The organism is Opitutia bacterium KCR 482 (genome assembly GCA_029269845.2).
Lineage (GTDB): Bacteria > Verrucomicrobiota > Verrucomicrobiia > Opitutales > Intestinicryptomonadaceae > Merdousia.
This window is the reverse complement of the sequence record CP149973.1, coordinates 39,079-57,438: the sequence shown is the minus strand read 5'-3', so window position 1 is coordinate 57,438 and position 18,360 is coordinate 39,079. Positions and strand designations below refer to the sequence as shown.

At 55.3% G+C, this 18,360-nt stretch carries 12 protein-coding genes; 9 read left to right on the top strand and 3 right to left on the bottom strand.

Annotation, left to right across the window (positions count from 1 at the left end):
• The first annotated feature begins 96 nt into the window (after nt 1–96).
• From gyrB to P3B99_000230, 3 genes are all read left to right on the top strand, one after another.
• The gene (gene gyrB, locus P3B99_000240; protein ID WYJ07559.1) at nt 97–2,583 is read left to right on the top strand and encodes a DNA topoisomerase (ATP-hydrolyzing) subunit B; all 2,487 of its coding nucleotides are present in this window, start codon (nt 97–99) and stop codon (nt 2,581–2,583) included.
• A gap of 15 nt (nt 2,584–2,598) precedes the next feature.
• The gene (gyrA, locus tag P3B99_000235; protein WYJ07558.1) at nt 2,599–5,097 is read left to right on the top strand and encodes a DNA gyrase subunit A; all 2,499 of its coding nucleotides are present in this window, start codon (nt 2,599–2,601) and stop codon (nt 5,095–5,097) included.
• Between the two features lie 126 nt (nt 5,098–5,223).
• Nucleotides 5,224–6,180 (top strand): alpha/beta hydrolase, encoded by a 957-nt coding sequence (locus P3B99_000230; GenBank protein WYJ07557.1) that lies wholly within the window; start codon nt 5,224–5,226, stop codon nt 6,178–6,180.
• A 64-nt stretch (nt 6,181–6,244) separates the two neighbouring features.
• On the opposite strand, the gene P3B99_000225 is transcribed toward P3B99_000230, so the two are convergent.
• A complete protein-coding gene (locus P3B99_000225; protein WYJ07556.1) occupies nt 6,245–8,458 on the bottom strand; it encodes a hypothetical protein in 2,214 nt (737 codons plus the stop codon).
• 216 nt (nt 8,459–8,674) lie between these two features.
• Here P3B99_000225 and P3B99_000220 point away from each other — a divergent pair, with 216 nt between their 5' ends.
• Together P3B99_000220 and P3B99_000215 are read left to right on the top strand one after the other, a co-directional pair.
• Entirely contained in the window at nt 8,675–10,246 is a 1,572-nt protein-coding gene (locus P3B99_000220; protein WYJ07555.1) for an endo-1,4-beta-xylanase, read from the top strand.
• 20 nt (nt 10,247–10,266) lie between these two features.
• The gene (locus P3B99_000215) at nt 10,267–11,850 is read left to right on the top strand and encodes an endo-1,4-beta-xylanase (GenBank protein WYJ07554.1); all 1,584 of its coding nucleotides are present in this window, start codon (nt 10,267–10,269) and stop codon (nt 11,848–11,850) included.
• A gap of 368 nt (nt 11,851–12,218) precedes the next feature.
• On the opposite strand, the gene P3B99_000210 is transcribed toward P3B99_000215, so the two are convergent.
• Nucleotides 12,219–12,845 carry an ElyC/SanA/YdcF family protein gene (locus P3B99_000210; protein ID WYJ07553.1) on the bottom strand — a complete coding sequence of 209 codons (627 nt, stop codon included), beginning with the start codon at nt 12,843–12,845 and terminating at the stop codon, nt 12,219–12,221.
• A gap of 2 nt (nt 12,846–12,847) precedes the next feature.
• Nucleotides 12,848–13,951: a DNA polymerase III subunit delta gene (locus tag P3B99_000205; GenBank protein WYJ07552.1), complete on the bottom strand. Its 1,104-nt coding sequence runs from the start codon at nt 13,949–13,951 to the stop codon at nt 12,848–12,850.
• A 131-nt stretch (nt 13,952–14,082) separates the two neighbouring features.
• Here P3B99_000205 and P3B99_000200 point away from each other — a divergent pair, with 131 nt between their 5' ends.
• From P3B99_000200 to rplS, 4 genes are all read left to right on the top strand, one after another.
• Entirely contained in the window at nt 14,083–16,461 is a 2,379-nt protein-coding gene (locus tag P3B99_000200) for a family 78 glycoside hydrolase catalytic domain (GenBank protein WYJ07551.1), read from the top strand.
• Between the two features lie 373 nt (nt 16,462–16,834).
• Complete coding sequence (gene rpsP / locus P3B99_000195; GenBank protein ID WYJ07550.1) at nt 16,835–17,098, top strand: 30S ribosomal protein S16; 264 nt, start codon at nt 16,835–16,837, stop codon at nt 17,096–17,098.
• A gap of 48 nt (nt 17,099–17,146) precedes the next feature.
• The gene (gene trmD, locus P3B99_000190) at nt 17,147–17,845 is read left to right on the top strand and encodes a tRNA (guanosine(37)-N1)-methyltransferase TrmD (protein WYJ07549.1); all 699 of its coding nucleotides are present in this window, start codon (nt 17,147–17,149) and stop codon (nt 17,843–17,845) included.
• Nucleotides 17,842–18,201 carry a 50S ribosomal protein L19 gene (gene rplS, locus P3B99_000185; protein WYJ07548.1) on the top strand — a complete coding sequence of 120 codons (360 nt, stop codon included), beginning with the start codon at nt 17,842–17,844 and terminating at the stop codon, nt 18,199–18,201. Before trmD ends, rplS begins: the two co-directional genes overlap by 4 nt.
• Nucleotides 18,202–18,360: the final 159 nt, after the last annotated feature.

Genomic DNA, 18,360 nt, shown 5'->3' with positions numbered 1-18,360 from the left:
TCCGCAACGCCGCAAAAACCGCGGCGCGTTCCGCTTTTCGGACACGGAAAACGCGGCGCGAATTTCCAATTTAAACACAATAAAATACATCAAAATATGCCAGAAGACATCAAACAAAACGACAGGTACGATGCGTCGAAAATCCAAAAGCTCGAAGGCTTGGAGGGCGTAAGAAAACGCCCCGACATGTATATCGGCGACACAAACGAACGCGGACTCCACCACTGCGTATTCGAAATCGTCGACAACTCCATAGACGAAGCCCTCGCGGGCTACTGCACGCAAATCAAGGTTGCTGTGCACTCCGACGGCTCGTGCTCTATTGAAGACAACGGACGCGGCATTCCCGTGGACATACATCCGAAATACAAAATCCCCGCCCTCGAACTCGTGATGACAAACCTCCACGCGGGCGGCAAGTTCGGCAAGGGCGCGTACCAAGTGTCTGGCGGGCTGCACGGCGTCGGCGCGAAGTGCGTAAACGCGGTCAGCGAACACTTCGAAGTGGAAGTCCGCAAGGACGGCAAAATCTACAAAATGGAATTTTCGCGCGGCAAGACAATCACGCCGATGACGGTAATCGGCAACACGAAATCGACGGGCACGAAAATCACGTTTTTGCCCGACCCCGAAATTTTCACGCTCACGCGCGAATTCAAGTACGAAATCCTCTCCAAGCGTCTGCGCGAACTGGCGTTCCTCAACCCCGGAATCACGATTTCGCTCAGCGACGAACGCACAAACCACTCCGACGAATTCAAATTCAGCAACGGCATCGCGGAATATGTCGAATTCCTCAACCGCAACAAGACGACGGTGCACCCGAAAGTAATAGCTTTCGGCGGCTCCGCGCCCGCTGCGGAAGGGAGCGACTCAAACATCGTCGTTGACATCGCGCTCCAATACAACGACTCGTACACCGAACAGGTCTACGCCTACGCGAACTCCATTTTCAACGTCGAGGGCGGCACGCACCTGAGCGGTTTCCGCACGGCTCTCACGCGCGTGGTAAACAACTACGCAAAGGCAAACAACCTGCTCAAAGACAAAGACCCGTCCATTTCGGGCGACGACTGCCGCGAGGGTCTGACGGCGGTGATTTCGGTGAAAGTTCCCGAACCTCGCTTCGAGGGGCAGACAAAGACAAAGCTTTCGAACGGCGAAGTTGACGGCATAGTCCAGAAAATCGTCGGCGAAAAGCTCAAATACGCTTTCGAGACAGACCCGTCCACGGCGAAGAAAATCATCGACAAATGCGTGATGGCCGCCCGCGCGAGGGACGCCGCAAGAAAGGCGCGCGAAACCGTCCGCAAAACCGTAATGTCGGGCGGCGGACTCCCCGGCAAACTCGCCGACTGCTCCGAAAAAGACCCCGCTCTCTGCGAACTCTACATCGTCGAGGGCGACTCGGCAGGCGGTTCGGCGAAGATGGGGCGCGACAGAAAATATCAGGCAATTCTCCCCATTCGCGGCAAAATCATCAACACCGAAAAGGCGAGGCTCGACAAGGTTCTGAACAATCAGGAAGTGCGCACAATCATCACAGCGTGCGGCACGGGCATCGGCGAATCGGGCGAAGGCGCGTTCGACGCCTCTAAGGCTCGCTACCACAAGGTGGTAATCATGACCGACGCCGACGTCGACGGCTCGCACATTCGCACGCTGCTGCTTACGTTCTTCTTCCGCCAGATGCGCGGGCTTATCGAAAACGGCTACGTCTACATTGCCCAGCCGCCGCTCTATAAAATCAAGAGGAAGAAGAAGGAAACTTACGTCATGAACGACGCCGAGCTTAACAAAATTCTGCTCAACCTCGGCTCGGCCGACGTAACCCTCACAAGGCTTTCCGACAACTTCGAATTCCCCGAAACGAAGCTCGACAAGCTCGTGGAGGCGTTCGCGAGAATCGAAACGCTCGGGCACGGAATCACCCGCTACGGCTGCGACTTGGCGACATACCTCGACACCAACCGCGACGGCAAGCTGCCCAAGTACATCGCAAGAATCCGCACGGGCAACAAGGAGGAATTTAAATACCTGTTCTCCGACGACGAACGCTCGTCGTTCTACATCGAATACGGCAACCCCGAAGACATCTTCGAGGGCAACACGGTGCGCGAAGTCGTGAACGAACTCGGCGTGAAAGTCCAGCAGAGAATCAACGTCTACGAAATCTACGAATCTGCGCCGCTTGAAAAAATGCTCGCGGAGGTCGCAAAATCGGGACTTGCGGAGGAGTCGTTCAGACCGTCGGAAGAGCCGCGCTACGTGATTGCCGAAAAGGGCGAATCGGGCAAGGCGAAGTCGGTAAAGATTTTCTCGATACTCGAACTGGTGGCGAAAATCCGCGAATTCGGCAAAACGGGCATGTCAATCCAACGCTACAAAGGGCTTGGCGAAATGAACGCAAAACAGCTCTTCGAAACCACGATGGACCCCGCAAAACGCTCGTTCCTGAAAGTCACAATCGAAGACGCCGCGGCGGCGGACGCAACGTTCTCAATGCTCATGGGCGAGGACGTTCCGATTAGGCGCGCGTTCATCGAAGACAACGCGCTCAACGCGTCCTACCTCGACATCTAACCGAAGGAATTTAAAATGTATACCGAAAATGAAAAAATAATAGAATCGAGCATTACGCAGATAATGCAGAGCGCGTACATCGACTACTCGATGTCGGTCATCATCTCCCGCGCCCTGCCCGACGCCCGCGACGGCCTCAAACCCGTGCAAAGGCGCGTGCTCTACGCAATGCTCCGCGAAGGGCTGCTCCACAACCGCGCGTTCGACAAATGCGCGGGCGTCGTCGGCGAAGTGCTGAAAAACTACCACCCGCACGGCGACTCGTCCGTATACGACACCCTCACGCGCCTCGCGCAGGACTGGGTTATGCGCTATCCGCTGGTGATTCCGCAGGGCAACTTCGGCTCGATTGAGGGCGACTCTCCCGCGGCTTACCGATACACCGAATGTAAACTCGCCGAAATCTCGGAAGACCTGCTCGCCGACATCGACAGCGACACCGTGGACTTCATGCCCAACTACAAGGAGACGATTTCCGAACCCACGGTTCTCCCCTCCGCCCTGCCGACACTCCTGATGAACGGCTCGACGGGCATCGCGGTCGGCATGACGACGAACATTCCCCCGCACAATTTGGAGGAGCTTATAGACGGAATCTGCATGCTCATCGACAACCCCGCAGTTCCGCTCGCGGAGCTGATGAACGTAATCAAAGGCCCAGACTTCCCGACGGGCGGCGTAATCGTGGGAAAATCTGGAATCGAAAACTACATGCGCACGGGTCGCGGAATCGTGAAAGTGCGCGGCGTGGCGACGGTCGAAGAGCTGAAAAACGGCAAGGAGCAGATTGTAATCACGGAAATTCCGTACAACGTAAACCGCAACTCGCTGGTTGAAAACATCGCGGAACTCGTGTCGGAAAAAGTGCTCACAGAGGTAAGCGATATCCGCAACGAGTCCGACGAAAACACGCGCGTTGTGATAGAGCTTAAACGCGGCGAAGCCCCGCGGGTTGTGCTCAACAAGCTCTTCAAACACACGCAGCTTGAATCGTCGTTCGGCGTGATAATGCTTGCTATCGACAAGCGCAAGCCGAAGCAGATGAATATGAAGGAAATGCTCGAATGCTACATCGAGCACCGCCGCGAGGTCGTCTACCGCAGAACGCAGTTCCTGCTGCGCAAGGCCGAAGACAGGGCGCACATCTTGGAGGGCTATAAAATCGCCCTCAACAACCTCGACGACTTCATCAAAATCATCAGGGCGTCGAAAGACAGGGACGAGGCGAAAACCGCTTTGATGGCAAAATACCCGCTTTCGGAACGTCAGGCAAACGCGATTCTCGACCTCCGACTCCACCAGCTGACGGGTCTAGAACGCGAGAAAATCGAGCAGGAATACATGGAGCTGATGAGGCTCATCGAAGAGTACCGCTCGATTCTCGAAAGCGAAAAGAAACTGCTTTCCGTCATCAAAAAGGAGCTGATGGAAATGCGCGCAAAATACGCGTCGCCGCGCCGCACGCAACTGATAGCCGCCGAGGGCGAATTCCGCATGGAAGACGTCATCGCGAACGAGGGCTGCATAATCAGCGTCTCGCACAACGGCTTCATCAAGCGCACTGGCGTAAGCGCGTACCGCTCGCAGAAACGCGGCGGCAAGGGCGTAATCGGCAGCGGACAGTACGACGAAGACTTCATCGAACACATCTTCACCGCCTCCACGCACGACTACATCATGTTCTTCATGAACAACGGCCGCGTGTACGTCGAAAAGGTCTACGAAATTCCCGAAGGCTCGCGCGTCTCGAAGGGCCGCTCAATCAAGAACGTGCTCGACCTCAAAAGCGACGAAAAAGTAGCCGCAATGATTTGCGTAAAGAGCCTCGACGACGACAAACACGCCCTCGTGATGGCTACCAAAAACGGCGTCGTCAAAAAGACAATGCTCTCCGAGTACAAAAACTGCCGCAAGGGAGGCATCAAGGGAATCAACCTCGACGACGGCGACGACCTCATCGGCGTTGTGCTCACAGAGCAGGACTCCAACATAGTCCTGATTACATACGCGGGCATGTCGATTAGGTTCAACGAAGCCGACCTGCGCGCGCAGGGTCGCGACACGCGCGGCGTGCGCGGCGTAAGCCTCAAAAAGGAAAACGACTGCGTGAAGGCGATTGTCGTTGTAGACCCCGACGCCACGCTGCTCATCGCGGGCGAAATGGGTCAGGGCAAGCGTTCGAACTACGACGAATACAGACTGCAAAACCGCGGCGGTTCGGGCGTAATCGCAATTAAAACACACGGAGTCGCGGGCGCGCTTTCGGTTCGCGAAGACGACGAAATCATGATGTTCACCCACGCGGGACAGGCGGTTCGCTCGCCCGTAAAGGACATTCGCGTAATCGGACGCACCACGCAGGGCGTAAGGCTTATCAACCTCGCGGAGGGCGACAAGCTCATAGGCATCTGCCGAATTGTGGACATCAAGGACGGCGACGCGGGCGCGGAGGCTTCCTCAAACGCCTCTGACGACGCTCCCGACGGCGCGGATACCCAGCTGACGGAAGAATAAAAACCGCATTCCGCAAAAGGCGGAGGGCTTTGCGCCCTCCGCTTTTTTGTATGAATAAAAACGCGGGCGGCGGCAAGCGGCGCAGGCAAACCGCAATTCCCCGCCCGAATTTTTCGCCGACAGAAAATGCAAAAAAAATATTTTACGCCACTCATCGACACTTCCGTTCCGAAGTCGGAAACCGCGAAATTCGTAAAAAAATTTACGCAACGCCGAACGGAAATCCTCCGCAACGCGATAGCCGACGCAATCGGCGGAAAGCCAAAATTTCTGCGCTGCGCACGCGCAATGCCCGCCGAACCGTTCACGCCCGACCTGAACATAGAAATACGCAAAACGGAAATCCCCACAAGTTGCGGCAAGCTTTCGGCATTCGTCTACGCGCCGAAAAACTGCCGCAAATGCGCGGTGTATTTCCACGGCGGCGGCTGGACGCTCGGACGGGCGCAGTCGAAATTCTGCAACGATTTCGCCGCGGGAGCGAACTGCGCCGTGGTGTCGGTAGACTACCCGCTCGCGCCAGAACGCCGATTCCCCGAACAGCCCCGCGCATGCTTCGAGGCGTTCGAATACGTCCGCGAAAACGCGAAAAAGCTGGGGATTTCGAGCGGAAAATTCGCGCTTGCGGGCGACAGCTCCGGCGGAAATATTGCGCTTGCAGTCTCAATAAAACTCATCGAAAAATCGCAAAAACAAGCCGACGGACTCATTTTATACTACCCCGTGGCAAGCGTGTTTGAGCCGCAAAACTGCGAGTCTTGGCGGAAATACGGAAGCGGATTCGCGCTCGACGCCGAGTTGATGGAATCGTTCACGCTCGCGTACCTGCCGAAGCCCGAACAGCGGCTCTCTCAATACGCGTCGCCGCTGCTCTACGACAGGACTGCGGAGCTTCCGCCGACGCTTCTGGTTTCGTCGGGCTGCGACATTCTGCGCGACCAGTGCCGAGAGCTTGCAAAGAAGCTTTCGAAAGCGCGGCATGTCGAAATTGCGAACGCCGCGCATATGTACATATCGGAATGCCACGGCAGGGCATACGCGGCGGCGCTGCGCGAAACATTCGGATTCGTCGCGCGATTGTAGGCGCGGAGCGCAGGCGCAAAAAAAGGCGGATTTAAATCCGCCTTTTTGCGCTCCGAAACGGAGACTATTTGTAGAACTTTTTGCCCGATTCGGCTTTGATTTCGATAAAGTCGCCGTTTTTGACCCATTTGGCAAGAATGCGCGAAGTATCCACAAAGCGCGAGGGAATCACGACCGTGCGTTCCGCCCCGTTCTTGCCCTTGCCCCGGGCGTACAGCTCGGCGGAAGCGAGGCGTCCGTCCTTGATGTCGGCTTTCAGCCAAAGTCCGCCGTAGCACGGCAGGTTGAAGTCGATGTCGTTCCACGAATCGGGAACGGAGGTGCAGACGTAGATTTTGCCGTCCTCCGTGCAGCGCGCGAGCATCTGGTTGAGCGCGTAGACGAAGTTGCCCGAACCCGTCGAGAACCACGGGCACTTCTGGACTTTGTTGGCGGGCTCGTTGATTTCGTAGGTGTCGTAGAACGAGCCGACCTCCTTTGCCGCGCCCGCGAGCAGCTGGGCGGGATTTTCCCTGTCGTTGAAGTTCACGAGAGCCGACGACATCCAGCCCGCGTACCATGCGTTTACGCCCTTGCCCATTTCATACATGTTGCCGCCCTTGTCGATATTCTTGTGGAAGTCGTAGACGGCTTTTTTTGCGAGCTGGTTGTTGGGGTCGAGAACGGAATACGGATAGAATCCGCCGACGCTGCCGATGGAGTAGTCTTTGCTGCCTTCGTAGGGAACGTATTTTTCGCCGTCGTTGGGGAGCGACTGCCTGAGCTTTGCGGCGGTCTCGCGGAACTGCTTTGCGAGGTCTTTGTCTACGCCCAATATGTCGGCGGCTTGGGCGGTTTTTTCGAGCGAATAGATGATTCCGCAGGAGGTCATGAAGGGGTTGAGCTTTGCCTCGCCCATTCTTTCGAGGTCGGTGCAGTAGCCCACTTTGAGCTTGCCGTCGATGTTGTAAAGGCGGTTCTTGACGTAGTAGAGGCACGATTCAACCATGAGTTCGTAGTTCTTTTTGAGGAAGTCCACGTCGTTTGAATAGAGGTAGTGCCCCCACGTCGCCATGACCATGTTCGACATGTGGAAGATGTGTTCCATCCAAAAGCCGAACGGCGCGGCTTCGTCGCCCTCCTCCGTCGATTCCCATACGAAGCGCGCGCCGCTGCTGCGTTTTTTGCCGTCTTTGTTCACCCAATAAGTCGCCTTCCAGATGCGGCTTGTGCGGAAGTCGGAAACCTTGCGCGAGTGCTCGAACTTGCCGCTTGTTGCAAACGCCATCGAGTTGAAAGCCTCGTCCCAGCCGAAGAATCTGCCGTCCCAGTGCGAGCCGACAAACACGCCCACGGGCAAAGACCACTTTGTGGAGTTGCAACGCTGGTGGTACAGACCCGTGTAGTATGTCTTTTCGATTTCCTTGTCGGGAATGTTGATATGCGAGCCCTGCCAGTATTTCGCCCACGCGTTTTTGTGCTCGGCGAAAATTTTGTCGTAGCCGTTTGCGAGCACGAACGCCTTTGCGGCGGAGTCGGCGGCTTTGTAGTCGGGCTTTCCGTAGTTGTCGTTGAACGAGACGAAATAGTTGATTTCAATCGGGCTTGCGGGCGACGCCTTTGCCTCCGACGCAAGAACGGCGGTGTCGCCGTCGGGGAAGCTCGGTGCGGACGGAAAGTCGGACATAATCGAAATCATGCCCTTGTACGTCTTCATGCCGATTGCCACGTATTCGAAAGTCGCGCGGTTCGGCTCTATGATTTTGTTTACAGTCGATACGCGTTCGCGCTCCTTGAAACGCGTCTGCGGCGCGAACTTGTAGATGAAATCGAACTTCACCGCGCCCTCTTTCTTGGGGGTGATGACTTTTTTTACCACGAGCATGTCGTGCCCCGCCGGAACGAACGCTACGGTCTTTACTGTGGCGTCGGGATATTCCACGGTGTTTTCGGAGAACGCCGACTTGTTGTCGAGCGTCTGCGACCACTTCACGGGTTTGTCCTGAACCTTGCCGTCCACCGAAAAGGCGGTGTCGAAGTAGCCGTGCGAAATCAGCGCGTCTTTCGGCGCGCCGTAGCGGCGCCCCTCCCATGCGACTTGCGGCGTGAACGAAACGTATTTCTTTTGGCGTTGCACGCCGAGATTGTCGATTTGCGTGGAAATGCTGCCGTTAGAAATGAGGGCGCACGCGTATTTTCCCTTGTCGACGCTGTCGCCGTTTCCGCCCGTTGTGTTTGACCAGTGCGCGAAAAGCGCGGTCGGCGCGAGAACTGCGGCAAGTGCTATTTTTCCTATCATATATTGTCCTTGGTGTGTTTACTTGTCTGATGTAGAATAAGCTAATTGGAATAAAATATATCCCCGCCGAAAACACAAGATTATTTTGCCGTCCCCCCCCCCGAGCATCGCCATATCGCCCGACCAGCGGCGCTTCCCAGTCAAGTAAACAGTTTAACAAATTTTTCGGACAATACGTTTGAAAAAAATCCGCAACGCATATAACGGTTTTCGCATATGGCAAAAAGAATAATCATTACAACCGCGCTCGCAGCATTAACCGCATTTACTTCGCTCGCAAGCGACGTAAAAATCCCAAAGAACGCCTCGGAGGATACAGGCAACATCATGACCCAAAAGTATTGGGACATTTGGAACCCCGAACTTCAAAAGCAAATCGACGCCGACATCGAGGCGAACCGCAAGGCGGACGCCGTCGTAAACGTCGGGCAAGTCAAGGACGGCACGCAGGTTGTCGTAGAGCAGATTTCGCATGACTTCATTTTCGGCGCGCACATCTTCAACTTCGACCAGCTCGGCGACCCCGCCCTCGACGCAAAGTACAAGGCTCTCTACGGCACGCTCTTCAATTCCGCAACGGTCTCATTCTACTGGTATACTTTCGAAATGCAGCAGGGACGCCCGCGCTTCAACTCCGAATACTGGGACGGACAGAAATTCTGGGCTGAAACGAAATCGCCCAAAACCGAGCCGCACTGGCGTCGCCCCGCTCCCGAAAACGTCATCAAATTCTGCAAGCAAATGGGAATCCGCATACACGGGCACCCGCTCATTTGGGACATCAGGTTTTTCCACATTCCCACTTGGCTGCTCGACTCCTGCCTGACGGACCCGCAGGAGCGCGAGGTTTTCATGCGCGACATTATCACAAAACTGCCCGAATTCGGCGTGCGCCCGAAGCCCGAACAGTACACGGAAAACTACAAAAAACTCACGGGCAAAGACCTCTCCAAGATGTTCCCCGTGCTCGCGCAAAACCTCAAAAAGGCGTTCGAAAAACGCATAATAGAGCTTGCCGAATACTACGGAGACACGGTCGACAGCTGGGACGTCGTAAACGAGGCCGCCGAAGCCTACTCCAAGGGCGGCTTCAAAGACGGCGACAAGCTGATGAAATCGCGCTTCGGGGTAATCATGCCCGCCGACTTCGTGTTCGACGCGTTCCAAACGGCGCAAAAACACTTCCCAAAAAAAGTGAAACTTAATATCAACGACTACATAATGTCGAAAGACTACCGCAATATGATTGAGGAAATGATTTCTCGCGGCTGCAAAATCGACATCGTAGGCTCGCAAATGCACATCTTCAACCCCAAGGCGAGCCTCAATATCGCCGCAGGCAACATTCCCGAAAAAATCAGACCCGACGGCGTAAGGAAAATCATGGAAACAATCGACGTCGGCAGACCCATTCATTTGAGCGAAATCACAATCACCGCCGCCGGCGACGACGAGCGCGGGCGCATGATTCAGGCAATCATCACGCGCAACATCTACCGCCTGTGGTTCAGCATAAAGCCGATGATGGGCATCACTTGGTGGAACGTTGTTGACGGCTGCGGAATGCCCGGCGAACCCTCGCTCTCGGGGCTGTTCACGCGCGGCATGAACCCCAAGCCCGCGTTCTACGCGCTCGACGAGCTCATAAACCACGAATGGCGCACAAACCTCTCAGCCTCTCCCGACGCCGACGGCAACGTAAAATTCCGCGGCTTCAAGGGCAAGTACAGGCTCTCGTGGTTCGACAAGGACGGCAAGGAGCAGTTCAAAATCGTAAACGTGAAATAACCTTAAAACAAGGAAGCATTATGAGGATAAAATATATGATGGCGGGCGCGCTCGCAGCATTAACCGCATTTACTTCGCTCGCAAGCGACGTAAAAATCCCAAAGAACGCCGCTGAGGATACAGGCAACATCATGACCCAAAAGTATTGGGACATTTGGAACCCCGAACTTCAAAAGCGAATCGACGCAGACATCGAGGCGAACCGCAAGGCGGACGCCGTCGTAAACGTCGGGCAAGTCAAGGACGGCACGCAGGTTGTCGTAGAGCAGATTTCGCATGACTTCATTTTCGGCGCGCACATCTTCAACTTCGACCAGCTCGGCGACCCCGCCCTCGACGCAAAGTACAAGGCTCTCTACGGCACGCTCTTCAATTCCGCAACGGTCTCATTCTACTGGTATACTTTCGAAATGCAGCAGGGACGCCCGCGCTTCAACTCCGAATACTGGGACGGACAGAAATTCTGGGCTGAAACGAAATCGCCCAAAACCGAGCCGCACTGGCGTCGCCCCGCTCCCGAAAACGTCATCAAATTCTGCAAGCAAATGGGAATCCGCATACACGGGCACCCGCTCATTTGGGACAACCGCTCGTGGCACATGCCTGCTTGGCTCATCAAAAGCTGCCTGACAGACCCGAAGGAGCGCGAAGCATTCGAAAAGGAAATGCTCAAAGCCTACCCCGTCTACGGCAACAAGAGCCTTTCGGAACAGTACACGGAGGCGTTCAAAAATACGACGCCCCAACAGCTCTCAGAAAAATTCCCCGTCTTCGCCGAAAACCTCAACCGCGCGTTCGAAAAGCACATCAGGGAAATCGCCGAATACTACGGAGACACGGTCGACAGCTGGGACGTCGTAAACGAATCGGCAATGGCGTACTCGAAAGGGCGTTTCGACGAGGCGAAAGGCGCAACGCTCATGAAGACGTTCGGCGCGTGGGGCGGCCTTATGCCCTCCGACTTCACCTACAAGTCTTTCCAGACGGCGCAAAAAAGCTTCCCTGAAAAGGTAAAGCTCAACATAAACGACTTTCATCTCATGCCGCCCTACCGCAAGCAGATAAAGGAGCTTATCTCGCGCGGCTGCAAAATCGACATCGTGGGAGCGCAAATGCACCTTTTCAACCCCAAGACGAGTCGGGAAGTCTCCGAAGGCAAGATTCCCGCGGGAATCAACCCCAAGGACGTCTACGCCGCAATGAAGACAATCGACGTCGGCAGGCCAATCCACCTGAGCGAAATCACGATTACCGCCGTAGACACAACCGAACGCGGGCGCATGATTCAGGCTATCATCACGCGCAACATCTACCGCCTGTGGTTCAGCATAAAGCCGCTTATGGGCATCACATGGTGGAATGTCGTAGACGACTGCGGTGCGCCCGGCGAACCCTCGCTTTCGGGGCTGTTCACGCGCGGCATGAACCCCAAGCCCGCGTTCTACGCGCTCGACGAGCTCATAAACCGCGAATGGCGCACAAACCTCTCAGCCTCTCCCGACGCCGACGGCAACGTAAAATTCCGCGGCTTCAAGGGCAAGTACAGGCTCTCGTGGTTCGACAAGGACGGCAAGGAGCAGTTCAAAATCGTAAACGTGAAATAACAAAACACGCAAATATCGAAAAGCCGAAAGCCGCACCGCTTTCGGCTTTTTTTTGCGCCGCGCAAAACGCAAAACGCCCGACTCGTTCGCGCCTACGGCGGACGGCGTTTCACACGCCGAAAAAAGTAAGGCAAAGCGCGAAGTATCCGATTCCGCAAAACAAAACTACCGCGATTTTCCCGCGCCGAAAAAAATCCGCCGACAAAGAAAACACACGCGCCCTTTGCGCGTAAAACGCGCCGCGCAGCGCGTCCGTATTCCCAACGCCGATTTGCGGAAAAGCTCAATCGAAGCCGCCAACACAATGCGCAAATTTGCATGCTAAGCCGCAAAAGAAAAAGCAACCGCGCGCCCTACCCGCAAACGCGTCAGTCTTCGAACTTCGGGCGCGTGCCGAAAACGGAGGTATCCAAAAAAGCCAACGTCCTTGCGAGCGACTCTCGCAGTTCGTTCCGCAGCCTGTACGACGCGCTGTCGGGGGCTTTTGCCGCATACGCCGCCGCGCCGCAGAGCCCCAGCCTGTCCGCCAAATAGAGGGCGCGTTTTGCGTGGTACGCCTGCGTGATTATAAGGGGGTCTTCAACGCCGAATTTCGACTTGCACCGCGCGACGGAATCGAGCGTGCGGAAGCCCGCAAAATCCATTAAAATGTCGTCCTTCGGGACGCCCGCCGCGGCGAGGTCGTCGCGCATGGTGGCGGGTTCGTTGTAGTACTTGGAGGAATTATCGCCGCTTGCGATTATCTTTTTCACCTTCCCCGCCTTGTACAGCTCTACCGCCGCGACAATCCTGTACCTGTAATACGGGTTCACCATGCCGCTGCGCGTGAACTTCGACGTACCCAAAAGAAGCGCATATTTGCGCGGAAGCACGTTGTCGAGAGAGTCGGAAACCCCGTATGAGGCAATCGCAAGGTTTGCCGCCGCAAACAGCCCTAACCCCGCAAGCGCGAACGCCGCGAGCAAAACGAACACCACTTTGAACACGCGCCGCATTTCTATTTGGACATGCACAGCACGAACAAATCGCGCATAACCTGCTCGTCGGAGTTTGGTCTGTTGATGAGGTCTTCGAACGCCTTTGCGAGGTTCATTTGGCAGTCGATAAGCCTTTTGAGCGAAGTCGCCCCCGCCATCGGCGCAAGCTTGTTGCCCGCATACCACGCGTTCTGCGAAAAAATGTTGTAGCTCGATTTTTCGTCGGCGTCGCCGAAAGCCTCGGCAAAACGCCCCGCCGCCGCCTCGACCGCGCCCCTCGGCTGCGGATACGCCGACTTCGCCAAAACACCGCCGTCCATGAGCGACCTCAGCTGAATCAGAAGCGAATTCTGCCTCTGCAACGAAGTGATTATCGGACGCGCCGACGCCTTTTTGTTGGCGAAGAAATAGCGTTTGAGCGCAGCGAGAGCCGCCGCCAAGTCGCCCGAATAGAATGCGTTTGAGATGTCGAAAGAGCCGCCCTCGCCGAAAATCGGCACCATTTCGATAACGTCGCGCTCGGAAATCGGGCGTTCGCCGCCGGCGTAGGTCGCGAGCTTTTCGATTTCCGAAACCGCCATGCGCGGATTCCCCGCGACAATCGCCGCAAGCGTTTCCGCCGCGCCGCCGTCGATTGCGATTTTGTTTACGCGGCAGTGGCGCGAAATCGTTTCGGCGCACGCCGAAACGGGATCTTTGCTCTGGAAATCCTCGCACTCTGCAAACGACTGCAACTTTTTGAAAAACGGCTTGCGCCTGTCCACCGGAAACGCGCTTACCACAACCGACGCGACGTCGGGCGCGAGCTTTTCCAGAAATTCGGCAAGTTTTGCGAGCGCGGCTTTCGTGCCCTCGGAGCGCCCCGCCACGCCGTCGGAAATGAAGTTCACGCCTTTGAGCCACACAACTTTCCTGCCGCCGAACATCGAGGGAGTCGCGGCGGCGGCAATGGTTTTTTCGCACGCGGAAACGGCTTCGTCGGTCTTTCCCGCCGCGCCGTCAATGATTTCGAGGGACATTTCGTCAAGAACGTCGGCGGAGAGTTCGTCGAAGATTTCGCGCGCGCGGTTGGCGGCGATAAAATCGTCGTCTGCCGTAATGAAGTATACCGCTTTTGATGCCATTGAATACGATGTTTTTTTCAATCGCGGTTTTGTCAACCACAAACGTTTTTTTCTGCTTGAAAGAGCGGCCGAAAAGCGCAATAATGTCAAACTTTCAAAAAGATTCACACATTACGGAGGAAAAAACGCACATGATAAAAAACGCAATTCTGCTTGCCGCAGCCGCCGCGACCCTCGCCGCGCCGCTTTTTGCGGTTGAAAACAAATTCACGCCGATAAAGGAAACGCCCGCAATTTGGAGCAACATTCCCGAATCGCTCAAATCGGCAAAATGGCTGTGGGACAAATACCCCGCGGCTTTCGCCGAAATCGTAAACACATACTGTGTGGGGCGCAAAACTTTCGACCTCGACGCAGTTCCGAAAAAAGCCCCGCTTTTCATCACAGCAGACCAGTCTTACAGGCTCTTCATTAACGGCAAATTCGTGTGCTCCGGCCCCGCGCGCGGCTACCAGCACTCGTGGCCTTTCGACGAAATAGATGTTGCCAAATACCTCAAAAAAGGCAAAAACATAATCGCCGTCCGCGCCTACAACGCGGGGCGCAGCACATTCGGCTACATCACGCAGGGACGCGCGGGCTTCATCTTCGCGCTTGAACTCGGCAACGGCAAAAACATTTTGTCGGACGGCAAGGTAAAAGTGCGCCGCCAAAGCGGCTGCGACAGAAACACCGCCCAATTCACAATCCAGCTGAACAATCAGGAGCACATCGACCTGCGCGTTGAAAATCCCGACTGGATAAACGCCGACTTCGACGACTCCGGCTGGAACACCCCCCAATGCTTCCACTACAATATCATGCCCTACTACTCGATGGAGTCGCGCATGATTCCAATGTTGGAGGAATTTGAAATCTTCCCGACCGCCCTCGTCTCTCGCGGCGAGGGGAAATCTGGGTCGAACGCCGAACGCGTGTTCGACGTCGCAAAGCTCATCGGCGAAGAAAACGTCCCGCACGTCATGAAGACCGAAAACGTCAAGAGCGTCGAGGCAAAGCCGAGCAAGGACGCCGTGCAGTCGTTCGTTTTCGACATGGGCAGAATGCAGGTCGGCATGCCGATTCTTAAAGTGGAAGGCGCGAAAGGCGGGGAAATCGTCGATATCCTGACGACTGAAATCCTCAAAAACGGAACGGGACTGTCAACAGGCGGCTCCTCCCCCGCCTACGGAAACAGGCTCGTCTGCCGCGCTGGCGACCAAACCCACCAGTTCTACAACATCATGGGCGTCCGCTACATGACAATCAGGGTAAGAAACAATCCAGACTCGACGCTTAAAATCACGCCGTCTCTCATGTGGAGCGCGTACCCGCTCGGCGACAGGGGCAAATTCGAAACCTCAAACGCCCTCGTCAACGAAATCTGGAAAACCTGCAAACACACCCAGAAAATATGCTCGCTCGACGCCTACGTCGATACCCCATACCGCGAACAGGCGCAGTGGTGGGGCGACGCCCGCGTACAGTCGTGGAACACATTCTTCATTTCGGGCGACGCGCGTCTGATGCGCCGCGGCATTCGCTCAATCTCGATGCAAAAAGCCCCCAACGGGCTTACCTACGGGCACGCTCCGACAATGGCGCACTCCTGCATTCTGCCCGACTTCGCCCTGACGTGGATTCTCACCGTCTACGACCACTACTGGCAGACGGGCAACCCCGAAGCCTACCTCTCGCACAAAGACACGGTGGCCTCCATTCTCTCGTACTTCGACGGAATCACCAACCCCAAGACGGGGCTTGCCGAATTCGATCCCCGCTACTGGCTCTTCCTCGACTGGACTCCCACGCAGAAAAACGGACAGCCCGCAATCCTGAATTTCTGGCTGCTCAACGCGCTCGAAAGCATGCAAAAGCTCTGCGCCGAAAACGGAATCGGCGGCGACGCCAAAATGTACGCAGAACGCGCCGCAAAAGTCCGCAAGGCAATCACCGACAACCTGCTCAGGAAAGACGGCCTGATTTCCGACGGCATTCTGCCCGACGGCAAACTCAACCCCGAAACGGGCGTCCACGCGCAGGTGCTCGCACGCATGTGCAACATAGAGGGCTTCGACTTCGAAAAGGCGAAAAACGAAATCCTACTGCCCTACATCAAGGGCGAAAAAACATTCAAAGCTCCGCCGTCCGCGTTCTGGACCGTGTACGTCATCAAAGTCATGTGCGACGCAGGCTACAACCGCGAAGTCTACGAATACATCAAACGCAACTGGGAAAACTACACAAAATACGGCACGACATTCGAAGACTTCAAGGAAAAGCCGTGGAACACGCACTCGCACGCGTGGAGCGCGCACCCGGTGTTCATGCTGCCGCAAATCCTCGGCGGCGTTAAGCAGGAGGCTGCGGGCTGGACGAAAATTTCGTTCAAACCCAATTTCTTCGAAGACTACGCGAAAGTCGTCTACCCCACGCCGCAGGGCGATATAAAAGTGGAATGGCGCAAAAACGCCGACGGCACGTTTTCGAGCAAAATCGAAAAACCCAAAGGCGTGGATATCGTAAAATAGCGCGGATTGCGGAACGATTTTCCCGAAAATTTGCGGGCGCGGAGCAAAAAAACTCCGCGCCTTTTTTGTTTTTTTGAAGCGCGTGGCGGAAAATTCCGGCATGACGAAAAGCGCGGAAATTCGGGGAAAACAGACATAAAAAAACGAGAGCGCGGACATCGCCTAACAGTCTATCGTAAAAGTCGATGCGTAAACGGCAAAACGCGCCCGAAAGCCGCAAAACAACTGTTCCAAATAACGGCGATAAAAAGCCCCGAAAACGGGGTCGAAAAACGCGAGATGGGTTTTTTCGTAAAAAATTGAAAAAATAAGCTTTACAAAACGAAAAAACGAGATGAAATGAAGCGCTTTCAAAATTCAAAAACACCAAATTATGGCACTCAGAATAAGATTACAAAGGCACGGCTCCGTGCACAACCCGATGTACCGCATGGTCGTGGCGGAAAGCGCGTCGCGCCGCAACGGAAAATTCGTCGAAAACCTCGGCCTCTACAACCCGAAGCCGCGCGGCAAAGACGTCGAAACACAGGTCAACCTCGACCGCGTAGACTACTGGCTGAGCGTTGGCGCTCTCCCCAGCGACACGGCAAAGACCGTCATCAAGAAGGCGCGTCTGGCAAAGGCAAAGGCGGAATAAGCTCCGCTCCCGCGTTTTTTTTCAAACGAATCGGTTTAAGCCGAAAACATGGCAGCGCACCTCAAAATCGACTTCCTTACGCTCTTTCCGAAGATGCTCGAAGGCTTTTTGAGCGAAAGCATGCTCGGACGCGCCCAAGAGGCGGGCATTCTGGACATCAAAGTCCACAATATCCGCGACTGGGCGACATCGAAACACAAGAATACCGACGACCGCCCCTTCGGAGGAGGCCCCGGAATGCTGATGAAGCCCGAACCCGTGTTCGCCGCCATTGAGGAACTCCAAACACCGAACTGCACAAGAATCTACATGTGCCCCGACGGCGAAAAATTTTCGCCCAAACACGCGGCGGAATTCGCCGAGGCGGGTCATCTGATAATTCTGAGCGGACACTACGAAGGCATTGACCAACGCATTCGGGACTGTCTCATAGACAGGGAAATCTCGATAGGAGACTACGTTCTTACGAACGGCACACTCCCAGCGGCGGTCGTTGCGGATGCTACGGCGCGGTATGTCAAAGGCGTTTTGGGTGAAGAAAATTCCTTGACCTTCGATTCGTTTAACGACAACCTCCTGTCGTTTCCACAATATACAAGACCGGCGTCGTTTAGGGGAATGGACGTTCCCGAAGTGCTGATGTCGGGCGACCACCAAAAAATCGCGGAGTGGAGACGCGCAAGACAAATCGAAAAGACAAAAGAACGCAGAGCAGACATTTTAAATCAGAAAGAAGAAAAACAATGAACCAAGACTTGTTGAAAGAAATCACAAAAGACCAAATCAAAGCCGACATGACCAAATTCAAGGTCGGAGACGGCGTTAAGGTACACACGAAAGTACGCGAAGGCGACAAGGAACGTATCCAGATTTTCGCAGGCATCGTAATCGCCCGCAAGGGTAGCGGAATCCACGAAACATTCACGGTTCGCCGCATTTCCTACGGCGAAGGCGTTGAACGCGTGTTCCCCGTAAACTCGCCCAACATCGCAAAGATTGAAGTAGACCGCGAATCCGTCCCGATGCGCGCCCGCCTCTACTACTTGCGCGACCGTATCGGCAAGGAAGCTTCCAAGGTTAAGGAAGCGCGTCTTGCCCAATAAATAAGCTTCGGCAAAACCGCGCGACATGCGCGGCAAACGCAAAACCCGTCCGCTTTCGCGGCGGGTTTTTTTTGTTGAAATTCTCGCTTACAAAAGCCGCCGCGCATACAAATTCAACGCGCCTCCGCCCGTAAAAAACTCCCGAAAGCGCACAAGAAT

Bases quoted from the DNA above. Each gene is read 5' to 3' on its own strand.
- gyrB (WYJ07559.1), top strand. From the start codon at position 97: ATGCCAGAAGACATCAAACAAAACGACAGGTACGATGCGTCGAAAATC.
- gyrA (WYJ07558.1), top strand. From the start codon at position 2,599: ATGTATACCGAAAATGAAAAAATAATAGAATCGAGCATTACGCAGATA.
- P3B99_000230 (WYJ07557.1), top strand. From the start codon at position 5,224: ATGCAAAAAAAATATTTTACGCCACTCATCGACACTTCCGTTCCGAAG.
- P3B99_000225 (WYJ07556.1), bottom strand. From the start codon at position 8,458: ATGATAGGAAAAATAGCACTTGCCGCAGTTCTCGCGCCGACCGCGCTT.
- P3B99_000220 (WYJ07555.1), top strand. From the start codon at position 8,675: ATGGCAAAAAGAATAATCATTACAACCGCGCTCGCAGCATTAACCGCA.
- P3B99_000215 (WYJ07554.1), top strand. From the start codon at position 10,267: ATGAGGATAAAATATATGATGGCGGGCGCGCTCGCAGCATTAACCGCA.
- P3B99_000210 (WYJ07553.1), bottom strand. From the start codon at position 12,845: ATGCGGCGCGTGTTCAAAGTGGTGTTCGTTTTGCTCGCGGCGTTCGCG.
- P3B99_000205 (WYJ07552.1), bottom strand. From the start codon at position 13,951: ATGGCATCAAAAGCGGTATACTTCATTACGGCAGACGACGATTTTATC.
- P3B99_000200 (WYJ07551.1), top strand. From the start codon at position 14,083: ATGATAAAAAACGCAATTCTGCTTGCCGCAGCCGCCGCGACCCTCGCC.
- rpsP (WYJ07550.1), top strand. From the start codon at position 16,835: ATGGCACTCAGAATAAGATTACAAAGGCACGGCTCCGTGCACAACCCG.
- trmD (WYJ07549.1), top strand. From the start codon at position 17,147: ATGGCAGCGCACCTCAAAATCGACTTCCTTACGCTCTTTCCGAAGATG.
- rplS (WYJ07548.1), top strand. From the start codon at position 17,842: ATGAACCAAGACTTGTTGAAAGAAATCACAAAAGACCAAATCAAAGCC.